This is a genomic window from Neobacillus dielmonensis, assembly GCF_000612665.1.
Classification (GTDB): Bacteria; Bacillota; Bacilli; order Bacillales; family Cytobacillaceae; genus Neobacillus; species Neobacillus dielmonensis.
The window spans coordinates 26,596-41,767 of sequence record NZ_HG942027.1 but is presented as its reverse complement, the minus strand read 5'-3'; the positions used below and the strand labels follow the sequence as shown (position 1 = coordinate 41,767).

Annotated in this window: 16 protein-coding genes; 3 read left to right on the top strand and 13 right to left on the bottom strand. The window is 42.3% G+C overall.

Going from position 1 to position 15,172, the window contains the following annotated elements; translation table 11 throughout:
* Window positions 1-102 precede the first annotated feature (102 nt).
* The 6 genes from BN2425_RS02035 to BN2425_RS02010 all read right to left on the bottom strand — a co-directional run bounded on the left by BN2425_RS02035 (window position 103) and on the right by BN2425_RS02010 (window position 5,548).
* Window positions 103-684 carry a PadR family transcriptional regulator gene (locus BN2425_RS02035; protein ID WP_042454508.1) on the bottom strand — a complete coding sequence of 194 codons (582 nt, stop codon included), beginning with the start codon at window positions 682-684 and terminating at the stop codon, window positions 103-105.
* A 71-nt stretch (window positions 685-755) separates the two neighbouring features.
* The gene (locus tag BN2425_RS02030; protein WP_042454505.1) at window positions 756-1,526 is read right to left on the bottom strand and encodes an ABC transporter permease; all 771 of its coding nucleotides are present in this window, start codon (window positions 1,524-1,526) and stop codon (window positions 756-758) included.
* Window positions 1,523-2,236: an ABC transporter ATP-binding protein gene (locus tag BN2425_RS02025; RefSeq protein WP_042454504.1), complete on the bottom strand. Its 714-nt coding sequence runs from the start codon at window positions 2,234-2,236 to the stop codon at window positions 1,523-1,525. The genes BN2425_RS02030 and BN2425_RS02025 overlap by 4 nt, the downstream gene beginning before the upstream one ends.
* Before the next feature lie 214 nt (window positions 2,237-2,450).
* Window positions 2,451-3,533, bottom strand: coding sequence for a threonine aldolase family protein (locus BN2425_RS02020; RefSeq protein WP_042454502.1), 1,083 nt, complete (start codon window positions 3,531-3,533; stop codon window positions 2,451-2,453).
* A gap of 115 nt (window positions 3,534-3,648) precedes the next feature.
* Window positions 3,649-4,806, bottom strand: a complete 1,158-nt coding sequence (locus tag BN2425_RS02015; RefSeq protein WP_042454499.1) for an ABC transporter permease — start codon at window positions 4,804-4,806, stop codon at window positions 3,649-3,651.
* On the bottom strand, window positions 4,796-5,548 hold the full coding sequence (locus BN2425_RS02010; RefSeq protein ID WP_042454496.1) for an ABC transporter ATP-binding protein: 753 nt from the start codon (window positions 5,546-5,548) through the stop codon (window positions 4,796-4,798). Before BN2425_RS02010 ends, BN2425_RS02015 begins: the two co-directional genes overlap by 11 nt.
* 172 nt (window positions 5,549-5,720) lie before the next feature.
* Between BN2425_RS02010 and BN2425_RS02005 the strand changes: the two genes are divergently transcribed.
* Window positions 5,721-6,422: a LytR/AlgR family response regulator transcription factor gene (locus BN2425_RS02005; protein ID WP_042454547.1), complete on the top strand. Its 702-nt coding sequence runs from the start codon at window positions 5,721-5,723 to the stop codon at window positions 6,420-6,422.
* A gap of 13 nt (window positions 6,423-6,435) precedes the next feature.
* Window positions 6,436-7,416 (top strand): sensor histidine kinase, encoded by a 981-nt coding sequence (locus BN2425_RS02000; protein WP_052352750.1) that lies wholly within the window; start codon window positions 6,436-6,438, stop codon window positions 7,414-7,416.
* Window positions 7,417-7,578: 162 nt separating this feature from the next.
* Here the strand turns inward: BN2425_RS02000 and BN2425_RS01995 are convergent, their stop codons facing one another.
* The 6 genes from BN2425_RS01995 to BN2425_RS01960 all read right to left on the bottom strand — a co-directional run bounded on the left by BN2425_RS01995 (window position 7,579) and on the right by BN2425_RS01960 (window position 13,384).
* On the bottom strand, window positions 7,579-8,778 hold the full coding sequence (locus BN2425_RS01995; RefSeq protein WP_042454542.1) for an MFS transporter: 1,200 nt from the start codon (window positions 8,776-8,778) through the stop codon (window positions 7,579-7,581).
* Window positions 8,779-8,929: 151 nt separating this feature from the next.
* Window positions 8,930-9,196: a hypothetical protein gene (locus BN2425_RS01990; protein WP_042454494.1), complete on the bottom strand. Its 267-nt coding sequence runs from the start codon at window positions 9,194-9,196 to the stop codon at window positions 8,930-8,932.
* A gap of 203 nt (window positions 9,197-9,399) precedes the next feature.
* Window positions 9,400-9,933: a methylated-DNA--[protein]-cysteine S-methyltransferase gene (locus BN2425_RS01985; protein ID WP_042454492.1), complete on the bottom strand. Its 534-nt coding sequence runs from the start codon at window positions 9,931-9,933 to the stop codon at window positions 9,400-9,402.
* A gap of 1,179 nt (window positions 9,934-11,112) precedes the next feature.
* Window positions 11,113-11,859, bottom strand: a complete 747-nt coding sequence (locus BN2425_RS01970; RefSeq protein ID WP_042454486.1) for an amino acid ABC transporter ATP-binding protein — start codon at window positions 11,857-11,859, stop codon at window positions 11,113-11,115.
* Window positions 11,860-11,875: 16 nt separating this feature from the next.
* Complete coding sequence (locus tag BN2425_RS01965; RefSeq protein WP_042454484.1) at window positions 11,876-12,535, bottom strand: amino acid ABC transporter permease; 660 nt, start codon at window positions 12,533-12,535, stop codon at window positions 11,876-11,878.
* 63 nt (window positions 12,536-12,598) lie between these two features.
* Complete coding sequence (locus BN2425_RS01960) at window positions 12,599-13,384, bottom strand: amino acid ABC transporter substrate-binding protein (protein ID WP_042454482.1); 786 nt, start codon at window positions 13,382-13,384, stop codon at window positions 12,599-12,601.
* 220 nt (window positions 13,385-13,604) lie between these two features.
* Between BN2425_RS01960 and BN2425_RS01955 the strand changes: the two genes are divergently transcribed.
* Window positions 13,605-14,177 carry a DUF4352 domain-containing protein gene (locus BN2425_RS01955; RefSeq protein ID WP_042454480.1) on the top strand — a complete coding sequence of 191 codons (573 nt, stop codon included), beginning with the start codon at window positions 13,605-13,607 and terminating at the stop codon, window positions 14,175-14,177.
* Window positions 14,178-14,376: 199 nt separating this feature from the next.
* On the opposite strand, the gene BN2425_RS01950 is transcribed toward BN2425_RS01955, so the two are convergent.
* A complete protein-coding gene (locus BN2425_RS01950; RefSeq protein ID WP_052352749.1) occupies window positions 14,377-15,159 on the bottom strand; it encodes a sugar phosphate isomerase/epimerase family protein in 783 nt (260 codons plus the stop codon).
* Window positions 15,160-15,172: the final 13 nt, after the last annotated feature.

Sequence of the window (15,172 nt, the reverse complement as noted above, 5' to 3'; positions counted from 1 at the left end):
ATTTTCCGTACCTATTAATGTAACTGAATCCACTTATTAATGCAAAAAGAAAGGGCATCTCTAACCAGTCAGCAAACGACTAGTATGTGACACCCACTAAATTTAATCAAAATACTTTTGTAAATCTTCCCCGGTTACTTTAGGCAGAACATCTTGATGAGCCTTGAGCTCACCAATCAGCTTGTGGATAAAATCGATTTGCAGCTGGTAATGGGCAAACATGTTTTCAAACTGTAATTTACTAATGGGGTCAATAGTGACGTATTGTTCTTTCACCTTTTGCCCTGACTGGAGCAGCCCCAATTCTTTTTCAAGAATCTGCAATTGCTCCTCCAGCCCTGCAAGCTTCTCTTCTAATGTCAGCTCATGCATAAATGACATCGCCGCATATAAAGTGCTCGGCAGGCTGACCGATTTCTCCCGCAGACTCTCTTTCACTAACTGGAAGAACTCTTTCTTCCCTTTTTCGGTAATCTTATAGATCGCCTTGATCCGGTGGCCTGTTTGTTCTACAGAATCAACCTCTACCAGGCCTTCCTTATCCATTTTTTTCAACGCATGATAGATGGAACCTGGCAAAACTCCTGCCCAAATATCCGATTGATTGGTTTGCAGGATCTGCTGAATTTCATAGCCGGACAGCGCTTTAATTCGCAGCAGACCCAATACCATTAGACGCACCATTGCTAACACCTCAAGTTTATTTAATCAACATTGACTATTACCTTAAAAATAATATACCACTACTACCTCTTTTAAACAACAGCGCGCTGCCTTTTTTTGGCTTTCTTCATTTGGATTTGACCATTGGCATTAGCTTCCCACTTAAAAGTCAGAACAGCTAATATGAGCAGCACCGCAGTATAGATCAGTAGCACCATGATCGAGGCTAAAGGCGACTCACTTGAAATTCCCAGGACAGACCTTATACCGTGCACATAATAGCCAAATGGAAATAAGCCACCCATTGTCGATACCCATTCAGGAGCACTCTTAAGTGAATAAAAGGTGTCAGCGCCAAAGATCATTGGGAAGAAAAACAAATTGGATATCATATTAATTTGCGCTTCATTGCCAGCAAAATTGGAAATCAGAAAGCCCAAGCAAGTGAAGCATAGGATGCCAATAAACATCATCCCCATCGTACCTAACACTGCCCCAATGGTCACCGCCATATCAAAGAAAATCACGCCGGTTCCCAGCACCGCCAAGTTAATCAGAATTCCCAGCAATGTCCTGGCTGCGGTCATCAGAAAAATAAAGCTGATGGTCGGAAATGGAGTCAATTTCAACAGCTTATACACGCCTCGGCTGCGCTGCCAGTGTACCTGGAAGGCAATACCGGATACTCCCCAGAATAAAGAACTCAAGGCGATGACTCCTGTTAATAGACGAGGTGTGTAGGCAGGATTATCAAAATAATATCCCAAACCAATAAGCAGTGCGACTGGAAAAATCACTGAATAAAACATAGTAATTTTATCTCTTAGAGACGTTACCAGCATCGTTTTAAAAATAGTCTTCATTGTTCGTTCCCTCCAACAGTTAAATGTAAATACAATTCTTCTAAGTTTTGTACCCCATGTATTTCGCACAATTCCTTGGCGTCCCCTTCCGTAATTACCGCTCCTTGGTCAATCATCATGACCCGATGGGAAAGCTTGGCGACCTCATCCATGTCATGGGAAGTAAAGACCACCGTTGTTCCCCTTCTATGCAACTCCGTGAGCAGTTGGTGGATTTCACGGCGGGATTTGGGATCTAGTGCGGCTGTCGGCTCATCCAAGAACACCACCTTTGGATTATGGACAAGGGCCACAGCAATTGCTAGCCGCTTCTGCTGGCCGCCGGACAGCCTGGAACCTTCCGTTTTCATCACGTCACGCAGCCCGCATAAGGAAAGCAGTTCGATTCCCAATTGTTTGGAAAGCTTCTTTTTGTAAAAAGCAGCAAACAATTGCAAATTTTCAAATGCCGTTAATCCAGGGAAAAACGGAGTGGCCTGCAATTGAATCCCGACCTCCTTCTGAAAATCCTTATTCCAATAGTAGACTTCACCTGCATCTTGCTTTCTCAGTCCAAGAATCATCTCAAGCGTAGTAGATTTCCCTGCACCGTTTGGTCCGATGATTGCCAGAATCTCATTCTCATAAACTTTCATCGAAACGCCATTTACCACTGTCCTTGTGCCGTATTGCTTCATGAGACCATGTGCTTCCATTAAAATATTGGTCATTTTTTTGACCTCCTTCAATATATTCATCATTAAATAGTCAACGTTGGGTAATAGTGTAAATAAAAAGTTGAGTACATATACTCAACGTTGAATAGTTTAACTTATATAAATAATATAGCACCAGAATTTCCATTTGTAAACAATTAATTTTAAAATTTTTCCAGTTGAAACACCGGGTGCCAGGCTTACTAACTGGGCCAGACACCCTTAATTGTTATATTTCCTTCAGCTTTTGTCCAAGTAATTGAAATGCCTCGGTTAACTCTGGTTGTGGAACCTGTTCATACAGATCTCCAATGCTAACCTCATAATAAACTTCTTCCCCACTTATTTCTCTTAGACTCCCAGTGAAGCCAATCCCTGTTTGTTCATGCAGCTCCACAAAAACGGACTCAAGCTTATCCTTTGGTGCTTTTATACGGACATGAAACATATTCGACACCGGCTCTATTGGTCTTGTGGCCACGCCAGGAAGTTGATTATAAAGTCTGGCTAATTCCAGTGCCTCCTGATAATACTGCTCCATCTTCCCAACCCTTTTTTCAAATAAATAATCGGCACTGATGATATATGGATAAAGACTAATTAGATCCCCGCCATGCCGGCGTTTCCAGACTTTTGATTTTTCCGTAAAGGCACTATCTCCAGCTAAAATAGCACCTGCCACGCCTCCGATTCCTTTATAAAACGACACATAGACACTGTCAAACAGGCTGCAGATTTCAGCGGCAGTCTTTCCGTAATAGGGAAGAATTTCAAACAACCGAGCCCCATCCAAATGTAATCTGATGCCTTGTTCCCGGCAGTAGGCTGAGATTCTCGCAAGGCTTTCGTAATCCGGCAGCTGGCCGCCAATTTCCCTCTGCGGCAATTCTAAAAGTAAACAAGCAATCTCTTCGTTTAGACCGGTAACGTCCTCCAATTGGATGACCCGGTTTTTATCAGCCAGTAACACGGGATCAATATGATGCAGTTCCTTTAACCCATCCTGTTCATGAATCTCCAGGTGGCACAGCGGATGATACGCCACTCTCTTTAATCCCTGCTCATCACACCAGATTCGTAAAGCGATTTGCTGTGCCATCGTACCGCTTGGAAAAAATACGGCTGACTCCTTGCCTAGGTAAGCGGCAAGCTTGGTTTGGAAATCCTCGATAAAATTCCCGTTGCCATACATATCGCTTTCCTGATTGTCTTCAATGCCTGCCAAGGCTTGCTTCATTACCCCAACATTACGGAAACCATGTCCCGCTAACTGAAACTTTGTCTGTTTAAACGAGTTCAATAATTCATTCATTCTCTGATTCTCCCTTCAAGGACAACATTCCTTCGACCTATCCCTCCATTATACAGGGTCATGTTTCATAATACTCCAAAAAGGTGCCAGCGCATTTTTGCGCTTGGCACCTCTTTTAATTCATTACCCATTTGTCCTTCAGGAACATCATTCTGCCAATGATAAACAGAACGATCATACAAATCAGGTTGCTTGTTAATGCGATAAGGATATGCTGGTAGTCGACGATGCCGAAGACCAGCTCTTTCAGCAGGCTGAACAGGTTCATGATTGGAATCGCAAAGTGCTGGAATGATAACTCGTTAATTCCCTTACTAGATAAGCCCATGGCCGGAAACATGGCTAGCATTAACACCGGCGTGCTATAGCTCTGTGCCTCTTTCACCGTTTTCCCAAAAATACTAGCCAGCATTAATAAAGAAGCATTAAACATAGCATAGATGACCGATACTAAAACTGCCAGCCCAATAATAGTGAAAGTTTGATCCCCAAAGGACAGCGCCTTTTTTAAATGCTCTGTCAGCATTTGTATCTCCACAACCACCACCGCTAATGTCACAATACCTGTAACTGTTCCAACTGTGGCAATGGTCAGCCATTTGGAGAACAGCAGTGTCGAGCGTTTCACGGGCGTGATTAGTAAAGCCTCCATCGTCTTCCGTTCCTTTTCCCCGGCAAATAAATCCGCAGCAGCCGGACTGGAGCCGATTCCGATCGCAATCGATAAAATTAATGGGATGAGCATCGCCAATAGTGTAGTGTTTTCGTTTTGATCCGCCATTTCTCTTTGTTGAATTTCCAATGGCTCGACCAAGCTCGGGTCACTTCCATTGGCCTGCATCCGCTGGGCAATAATTGATTTTTCATAGACGCTCAAAGCTGTTTGTACCATGCTGCTTAACACCGATGACTTTTGACTGGAGGTATCGCCGACAATCGTCACTTTCGCCTTTTCTCCAGTGCTAATCTGGCTCGAAAAACTTTTGCCAAGCAACAGCGCGGCTTCCGCTTTTCCATCTTCCAATGCTGCCTCTGGGTCAGCGGCTTCAACCAAATCAATATTTTTAAAGCCTGTAAAAATCCCCTTCAGGTCTTGATTCATTGATTCGGATACAGCTAGCCGATACTTTTCATCTCCATTGTCAGAAATCATGTTTTCGTAGAAAAAAGTTAAACCTGTCATCATAATCACCGGCAGCAGGACCGTCAACAATAAGGTTCTGCGGTCACGGAAGCAGTCTTTTATTTCTTTTAGAAAAATATTAAGAAGCATAGTGTTCGTTCCCCCTTACGAGTTTGCTCATAAAAATATAGTTCAAATCACGGCTGCCTTCGGTTTTGTACAGTGACTCGAGGTTGCCTTGGTAGACCAGTTCGCCTTTATGCATCATCGCCACTGAGTCGCACAGCATTGAAACTTCCTCCATAATATGGCTGGAGAAAATAATCGTTTTCCCTTCGCGTTTTAACTGATGGACGAGTTGACGGAACACATTGGAAGAAGTAATGTCCAAACCAGTGGTCGGTTCGTCAAACAGAATAATTTCGGGATTATGGATCAAGGTTCTGGCGATCGCCACCTTTTGCCGCATTCCTTTGGAAAATCCACCGACTCTCCGGTTCAAATAATCGCGCATCCCAAACATTCTCGATAAATCGTCAATGCGCACCTTTGTTTCATGTTTGCTCAATCCGTAAAGCGACGCAAAATATTCTAAGTTTTCCCGAGCTGTTAACCGGTCATATAGGCCGGTTTCCCCGCCAAACAGGACACCGATTCTTTTTTTTACCTCATTTGAATTCTTCATTGTATCAAAACCAGCAACTGTGACCATCCCTTCTGTCGGTGTCAGCAATGTGGCAATCGTTCGCAGCAACGTTGTCTTTCCGGCGCCGTTTTCGCCGAGCAGACCGACAACCTGGCCTTCTTTAACTGTAAAAGTTACATGCTTTAATGCCGTGACAAACTTCTTTTTATCTTGGAACTTCTTCGTGACTTCATGGATTTCAATCATTTCTCTCCCACCCCTTGTTTGCTTCTGATGTCATCATACAAAGAAAACAAATTGAATACAGCAGTTCGGTCGCGAATTGTCCGTTTTATGTCGTGAAAATGCCAAAATTGCCCTTGAAAATGGTAAAATGTTCTTACGAGTTTATTATTTTGGCAGGATCGGTGAGGAGCATATGATGAAGGTCGGTCTGGTCGATGACCGGTACATAGATTTAGATAAATTGACGGCGATTGTCGGCGGGATTCCTGACATTGAGATTGTGTTCTCCACCACATCAGCCGAAGAGGCTTATGAACATATAAAAAAAGAAACGATTGATTTACTGATTGCCGATATCGAGATGCCTAGTTTGTCCGGGTTTGAACTGGCCGATATCATCCATTCTCATGCGCTAAGCATTGCGGTTATTTTCGTAACCGCCAACAGCGGCTATGCCGTCCATGCCTTTGAATTGAATGTCCATGACTATATTATGAAGCCTTACCCTAAGGACCGGCTGGTAAAGTCAATTGAGCGGCTGAAGGAGAAAAACCAATCTGCCGAGATTGCCGGCAGGCTGTATATCAAGCATAAAAACGATATTCATATTATCCAAAAGAAGGATATTATTTTTATCGAACGATCCGGACGTTCCTCGACTATTTATACGAAGTCTGGGAGCATCAAAACCTACCAAACGCTTAATGAATTAGAAGGTGAATTACGAGAGCGGGACTTTATCCGCTCGCACCGCTCGTTCATCATTAACATCCACTACGTGAAAAACTTCTCGCTTTATGCGAAAAATTCCTATGTCGTTTCTTTTGAAGGCATCAAGGAACAAGCAATGATTACAAAAGAAAAGGTTGATTTCTTACAAGAAAACTATTTTTAAAGGCGGGAAGCTGTTGAAGAAAAAACTGTGTTATTGGGGAATGGTGATAGTGTTGGGATTTGTCCACCTGCAGGCACTGCTTGCGAACCTGCCATGGACAATTCCATTTTATATAACATGTATCATCGTTTTAGGGGCTGGTTATTATTTTTTTAAAACTATACATTTGTCTTTATCTAGTTTAAGCCTGGCATGGAACGGGACACTCTTTTGTCTGCAGATTCTTCTTTTAGTCATTTACCTCATGGTACGTCCTTCTTGGGTATACTTAGTGCCGTTTATTGTTTTTCTCGGTCTGGAAATGGTTAGGTTGAATGTAGCGAAGAAACTGGCTTCAATTACTCATGGGCTTCAGTTGCTGCAAGGACAAACGGAACATTTTAACGAAACCTTCCGGATTGTCCGCAGTGAGCGGCATGATTTTCTCAAGCATGTTTCGGCGATTCACTTTATGCTCGAAAACGGAACATATGGCGAGGCAAAAATGTATCTTGATAATTTGGTAGACGGTTATGAAGAAACGAACCTTTCGATTAAAGGAGAACGCGGAGCGGTTGCCGGTGTCCTGCACCAAATGTACCGCCGCGCCAAGGAAAACGGGATTAGTTTGGTCTATGACTTTGACCTCCCCTTATCGACTCTGCCATTATCCGACCAAGACGCCGTAGCTCTCCTAGGCAATCTCTTAACGAATAGTATTGATGCGAGTGAAGAGTGGCAAAAGGAACGCGGCGACCAGGCTGTTATAACCCTTCAGTTTTATAAAAGAAGCGGGCTGTATTTGTTAGTTTGTAAAAATAATAGTTTGCCGGTTCCTACCAAGGTATTGGATTCGTTGTTTGAGTCTTTTGGGAAGACAACGAAGGAAGGTCATGAAGGGCTTGGCACAAAAATCATTTATGATATCGTTCAAAGCCATCAGGGGTTTTTAGATTTTGTCCATAAAGATGAAGAGTTTACGGTAAAAATGAAGTTTCCCGCAATTCAGCCATAAGAAAGATGCCAGCTAGAGTTCAGCTGGCATCTTTTACGTATCCAAGCATATGGACTGACCCATGGAATTCATTTAACCTTCTTAAGTTAAATCCAAAAAAACCCTCTCCTCACCCGTTTACTCAAAAGCTTACCGCACCTAGGTGAAACGATTCAATAGAATTTATTTGGACTGCACCATTTTGGCAGGTATGGCAGCAAGCCTGAGAGTAAGCGGGAAAGCGAATAGAAGCAAAAGGACAATAAACCCGATTACCCCCGACCACCCAAAATGAGTCCAGAAAAATCCGCCAGTCGTCCCGGCAAGGCTTGATCCACTATAGTAAAAAAACAAGTATAACGACGAAGCTTGCGCTTTTTCCGATGTCGCTCTTCTGCCTACCCAACTTGAAGCAATCGAATGAGAGCCAAAGAAGCCGAAGGTAAACAGGGCAATACCGGCAATCTTTACGAGTAACGGGCTGGCAAGTGTTATGGCTGCACCGCTAATCATCATCACTAGTCCCATTGATAATACGTTTTTTTGGCCAAGCCTGTCCGATAGCTGCCCCATCCAGGTGGAACTGAATGTCCCGGTTAAATAGACAATAAATATCCAGCCGACAATGGTTTGGCTCAGATTATAGGGCGGATTTAGGAGCTGGAAGCCGATGTAGTTATATAAGGTGACAAAGCTGCCCATTAATATAAAGGCAATCACGTATAAACAAAGCAGCGCCGGATCCTTAAGGTGGCGGAACAATGAGGTAAATAACTGCTTTAGTTTCAACGGCTTCGGTGAAAAATATTTGGAATTCGGCAAGTGACGCCAAAACCAAATGCTTAAGATGAAGCTGATTAAGCCGATGCTCCCCATTGCAATTCGCCAAGAGAAAAAGTCGGTAATCGCACCGGTTATGATTCTACCGGCCATACCGCCAATTGAATTTCCACTAATATAAATGCCCATGGCTACACCTAAGCTTTTGGGCTCGACTTCTTCCCCGAGATAGGCCATTGCGATGGCCGGCAGTCCAGCAAGGACCACCCCTTGGACGACACGAAATCCTAATAGTGACCCAAAGTTCGAACTAAACGCAGTAAAAATAACAAGGAGTGACGATAAAAGCAAGGAAGCCGCCATAATGATTTTGCGCCCCCAGGCTTCTGATAGCGAGCTGGTAATCAGCATCGCGACAGCAAGTGTGAAGGTTGTGACCGATAAGGTAAGGCTTCCTGTCGCTGCCGATACATGAAATTCTTTTGAAAAAATCGGCATCAAAGGCTGGACGTCGTAAAGTATCGAAAATGTGATGAATCCTCCGGCAAATAAGGCAAAATTGGCCTTACGAAACGCGGGTGTCCCTTGTTGCAGTTTGTTCAACATAAACCCTTCTTTCATATTGCTAACCTAACCAATGTATTCCAAGTTGGCATAAAATTCAAATAATAAGAAGTTTCCATAGAAAAATAGGCCTGGTCCCATCCGTAAATGTTACGGATAAGAGCCAGGCCCTTTTTTTCAAATTAGCTATTTACTTTTCTGTTAATTCCATTGGAAAATTGGTAAACTGCTGTGCTTGCACAAGCAATTCATGACGCTTTGCGTATAGGCTGGAACAGTTTGGCTTCAAGCAGCAAGGACATGTGCCGCCAACGACTGAAATATTATATGCCGCCACTTTTCCTCCTTCAACCCGGCAGTTCAACATTGCCTTGCGATCATTTTTAAAGCTCAAAAGAACATTAAAAGTTGAATTTTGCGGCTGGGTATTAATGACTTCTGCGTTTGTTATCTGCATTGATGCTCACTCCAGTTTTTTATTAGTCCAACTATTATTATATCAAACAAATATTCTTTCGGCATGCGAAGTTAATATGTTTGTTTCTGGAAATTAGCGTACTTTCATTTTTTTTATGTTGGATAGAATGGACGTGAAATTTAATTAACTACTCAATTAATTTAATTTTAATTTTAGGAGTTCCATTTTTTCAAGATGTTAAATTATTGCTTTACTATGGAACGATTGCTCTCTAAATCCAGCAGCCGACTCTTCATCTGTAAGCCGCCACGATACCCTGTCAAAGAACCATTTTTTCCGACTACACGATGGCAAGGCACCGTTATAAGCACTGGGTTGGCTCCAATGGCAGCACCGACTGCCCGAACGGCAGCAGGTTTGTTAATAGCATGGGCAATATCCGAGTAGGAAACGGTTTCCCCATATGGAATGTTACAGAGGGCTTGCCAGACGTTCTGCTGAAACTCTGTGCCATGATAATCAAATGGTAGGGTAAAGCTTGTCCGCTCTCCTTCTAGGTATTCCACTAACTCTTCTTGATAGGGTTTTAATTTTTGCTCATCTTCCTCTAAATGGCTATCGGGAAAATGTTTGGCGGTCCATTCTGTCAACTCATCTAACGGTTGATCTTGTGAACCAACATAGCATAGACCAGAGTCGGTTGCTGCTAGATAGATGTTCCAGTCCTTATGACGCAGCAAGGACCAATAGATGGTTGGTTTGTTTTGTGATTTCATTTAGGTTACCTCCCGTTCGTTTATCCTTCTTTTCTCATTATATACTTGGCGGCCCCACTGGACGAGTGTCTATTTGAATGATTCATTCTTGCTGATGTGGACTAGAAACAGCAGCTTATAAGATTTGTGGTCTAGGTTACCACGTATTCCTCTTTTTCTGTACTTGGGTCACGTAGTACATTCCTACGTGACCCAAGTCCCTTCCTGTCATCGTTATCAGTCACATAGACTATCCCGCAGGAAAAAGGAACTGTCCCATAAGTCCCTAAAATAAAGAAGGAGGAGTCGTTCTTCTCCACCTTCTTTTATGTTATTAGGATTATTTCCTGAAAATAGCTGGCGAATGCCTGCTACTTTCAGGATGTTGTGGGCCATATATTTGGCCAAACAAAACAGTCATCCTGTTCTTGATAAATCCAGTTTTTCGCATTCTTGATATCTTTTTATATTTCCTCGTTTGTTTATGTAAGTGGGTTCCATATGGAATAAGAAAATCAAATCGTTGTTCCTTCTCGTCACCAACCGCATAAACATAATTTTCTTCACTTTCGTAACCCGCATCAGCTATAACTGTTTTGGGCATCGGTAACGAAGATGCCGCCAATTTCTCTAAATGCAGGATTATACAACGTGTGTCTGTAGGCCGTTAATGGATGGAGTAAAACAAGATAAATTGATTTTCTGTCCCCATTTGCACAATATACCCAGGCTTAAGTTGCCATATTTCATATGATCTTCTTCCATTATCATTAAGGTTGCGTCTTTGTCCGTTTTGGAATAGCTGTTCCGGTCGGAAGAAGTGCCATTTGGGTGTTATAATTTTCTGTAGAGTCAATTGATTGCTCATAAAAGTCGCCTTTCTGAAATGGTGGTGTGGTAATTTCATTTTACAAAAAGACGATTTTTTTTGTTTTTTTAAATTTGGCTATTTGGAGCCCAAAACTTATAGATTGCACCCTGTTGATTGGAGCGGAGGGCGCGAAGACTCCTGCGGGATGTAGAGGTCTCGGGAGACCCCGCAGGCGCAAGCGCCGAGGAGGCTCCCGGAACCTCCCCGCGGAAAGCGAAGCGCCTGGAGCGCAAATCAACAGGCAATTGAACCAGCCAAAAAATTTAAAAAAGGGGGCTATTCAAAATCAGTTACCTGACTTTTGACAGCCCCTTTTAACAAACTAAAGTTTATTTCAAGCTTCGGTTCAAAAAGGCCTTAGTCCGTTCGTGTTGCGGATTAGACAGCACCTCGGATGGATGGCCAGATTCGATGATCTCTCCGTTGTCCATAAAAATGACCCGGTTGGCCACTTCCATAGCAAACCCCATCTCATGGGTTACAACAATCATCGTCATATGTTCCTCGGCCAACGACTTCATTACCTGCAGCACTTCACCAGTCAGCTCGGGGTCCAACGCTGACGTTGGCTCATCGAACAACATGATATCTGGATTCATCATCAGTGCGCGGGCAATCGCCACCCGCTGTTTCTGGCCGCCCGATAAATTCGACGGATACGCACTCGCCCGGTCTGTCAGTCCAATTTTCCCAAGCAGTTCCGTGCTGCGCTTGCTAATTTCAGCCGCCGTCTCCTTTTTTACCAACTTAGGTGCCAGTTCCAAGTTCTCTCTAACCGTCAAATGCGGGAACAGATTAAAATGCTGAAACACCATGCCCATTTTGGACGTGATCGTTTTGATTTCTTGCGGCTTGGCGTAAGCCCCATCCTTTACAAGATAATCATTACCAACCCGGACACTGCCGCCGTCAATTTTTTCAAGATGGACCAGGCTGCGAAGCATCGTACTTTTCCCGGAACCGGAAGGGCCGATCACAGCGACGACATCATTTTTATTCACATCAAAGGTAATCTGTTTTAACACCTCCAGATTGCCATAAGACTTTTTCAGATTGGAAACTTCGATTATAGCCATGCTTATCCCCCCTTCCTTATTCAAACGTAAATCTCCGTTCAACCCATTTAAAAATAAGCGTTAAAATCAGCGTCATGAGCAGATAAATGACCCCTGCCACAACAAATGGGAAAATGGTAAAATCACGATTTACCGCGGTCTCAGCATAGTGCAGCAGCTCCGGTACGGCGACGGCGTAGAGGAGTGCCGTGTCTTTCACCAATGTCACCGATTCGTTGGCAACAGCAGGAAGGGCAATCCGGAACATTTGCGGCAAAATAATCCGAGTCGTCATCTGCCAGCGATTGAAACCAAGAACCTGGGCTGCTTCATACTGGCCTTTATCAATCGCCAACAACCCACCGCGGAAAATTTCCGCAAAATAGGCAGCATAGTTGAGGATGAATCCCAAACAAGCGGCTACAAACCGATCTAACACTAAATACTCCCCGATGCCAGGAATCATTGGTAATCCAAAACAGATAAATAATAGCTGAAGCAATAACGGCGTTCCCCGCAAAACATAGATATAAGCTTGCGCCAGCCAAGAAAGCGGCTTGAACCTGCTCCTGACTGCCAAAGTCAGCAAAAAGCCCAGCGGAATGGAGACAATAATGCTGACAAAGAATAAAAGAATCGTCATTTTTGCCCCTTCAAGCATGGGCATTAGAATGGATACAAAATAATCAAACGACATAGAAGGAATCCTCCAAAAAGCAAAACAGGGTTCCCTTTGGAAATCCTGTTTGCAATATAATCATTATTTTAAAACCTTGTCTTCCCCGAACCATTTGTTAGAAATGTCAGCTGCCGTTCCGTCCTCATTCATTTCGTCCAATGCCTTTTGCAGCTTGTTCAGTAACTCTTCGTTGCCTTTTTTCACACCCACACCGTATTCCTCTGGTGCAAGTGATTCATCAAGGACTTTAAATGTATCTTTTTGTTTTGTCATATAATAATCAATAACAACTTCGTCAATGACAACGGCATCCAAACGTCCGCTCTTTAAATCGTTTAAAGCCATTACGTTGTCACCAAACTCGGTAACTTCTTTTACTTTAGATTTTATTGGGTTGGCATTCAATGCATCTGCAGCAGAAGATTGTGCTTGAAGCCCGACTACTTTGCCTTCTAAGTCTGCAAGTTTTGTTACGTCTGAATCCTTTTTAGTAACAACTACTTGAGCATTTTTTAGATAAGGTTTTGTAAAAAGAACTTTCTTCTTACGTTCATCCGTAATAGTGTAACCATTCCAAATCAGGTCAATCCGTCCGCTGCTTAATTCCGATTCCTTGGTTTTCCATTCAATTGGCTGAATTTTCGCGGTCATGCCCATCTTTTTAGCGGCTGCTTTGGCAAGGTCAATATCGAAACCAACAATTTTGTTATTCTCATCTCTAAAACCCATCGGTGCAAATGCATCGTCAATACCGATTACAAGGGTTTGATCATCCTTTGCTTTTGCTCCTGATGTGTTGCTCGAGCATGCTGTCAGAATGGAAAAAACTGCAGCAATTGCTAGAGTCATAGCTGCTAAACGTTTCATATAAAAAACCACCCTTTATTGTGTTTTAAATTTGCTTTAGTGCGTTACCATATTATCATGCTACTACATTATAACACTATAATATTTAAAAACACAATCACTTTATAGGTAAAGTTTTTCCTTTATAAAATGCCTGATGATTCTTAAAAAACATAATTAGTTACGTTTTTGTAAACCTTATATACATAACCACTACTAAACCTAAAAAGGAGTGAAGGTAATGGCTGATGAAAAAAGGAAAAAGCCGATTTATAAACGTTGGTGGTTCTGGCTGATTGTTGTAATTATCGTAATTGCTATTGCAAGCGGCGGCGGGGATGATACAGAGGATAACAAATCAGATACGGCGACAGAACAAAAAGACACTAATACTAAAAAAACAAAAGATACCCAAAAAACATATGGCATTGGAGAACCGGTAAAGGTTGGGGATGTCGTATTTACGGTTAACGACAAATCCTCGGCAAAAAATGTTGGAGGACAATACGGAGCTAATGCAAGCGGTACTTTTTTAATACTGGATGTAACCGTAAGGAATGAAGGAAAAGAAGCATTAACAGTGGATTCATCCTTTTTTAAATTGTATCAAGGCGACACAGAGTATGAAGCAAGCACAGATGGAACGATTTACGCAAATGAGTCAGGGAAAGGATTTTTCTTGGAAAGTGTAAACCCGAATCTTGAATTAAAAGGGAAAGTCGTTTTTGATGTCGCTGACCCAAATGCTGCCTATACCCTGCAAGTGCAAACCGGATTCTTTGGAACGGAAACGGAAAAAATCAACTTACAATAAAACCCAAAATGGCTTAGAATCATTTTCTAAGCCATTTTATTATATTTTTATGATAAAACAATTTGTCCATTTGGTCTGACGAAAACCAGAATCATTAGTTGGTCCCATGATGATTAAATCATTTTAATTTTGTTTTCCGGTCTACACCTTATGTATATTTTTAGGCAACAGCTGCAACCGTTGCCTTTTTTTGTAAAGTTTACTCTATCATACTCAGTAAATATTCGTGGCTATCCACCATCTCGCTTGCATTGGTCCTGTCTTTCAAGACAATCTCATAAATATATGGCCTGGTTAACAGATACGGAATAATTGGTTTCCAGTCAATTCTTCCAGCTCCTAGCGGCAATCCATCATGCCGCTTCCCCTCACTGTCAACAACATGGAAATATTGAATATGAGTATCGAGCTGCTTGATTTGATTGATCAATAAATCATTATTTCCTTTAAACGAGATAAACGCGTGGCTAATGTCGTAAGTGAGCGGCAGATTTAATGGCTTAACCACTTCCTCAAACCAATTAGGATTTTGAGCGGTAAACACACCATTTATTGAGTTTTCCCATAAGAAAATATTTCTTCCATAGGACAAAATCTTGTTTATTTCGTTTCTGACATTCTCTGTATTTTCTTTATTGATCTCACACGTACGAGTTAATATGTAATGTGGGTGGATCACACATTGAATGGAATAGGTTTTGCATATATCTGCAAGAATTCTTGTCGACAAATGAAAGTAAAGATAGTCTTCTTCCTGCTCGTGATTGATATCTAAATAACTGCCATGGTACTTGGTAGGGTGATGCAAAAATACCTGGATCCCCTTTGTTTTTAGCATAGAGATAGTATTTTCCAGGAGCTGTCTTTTTTCACCAAACAAATCATCTTCATACAAATGAAGCTCAATTATATCTGGGTTATATTTTAATCGGTCATTGAGCTGTTCCGGCTCATAAGAACATTTCAAACCTAGCCTCAACACTGAAATCACCTCT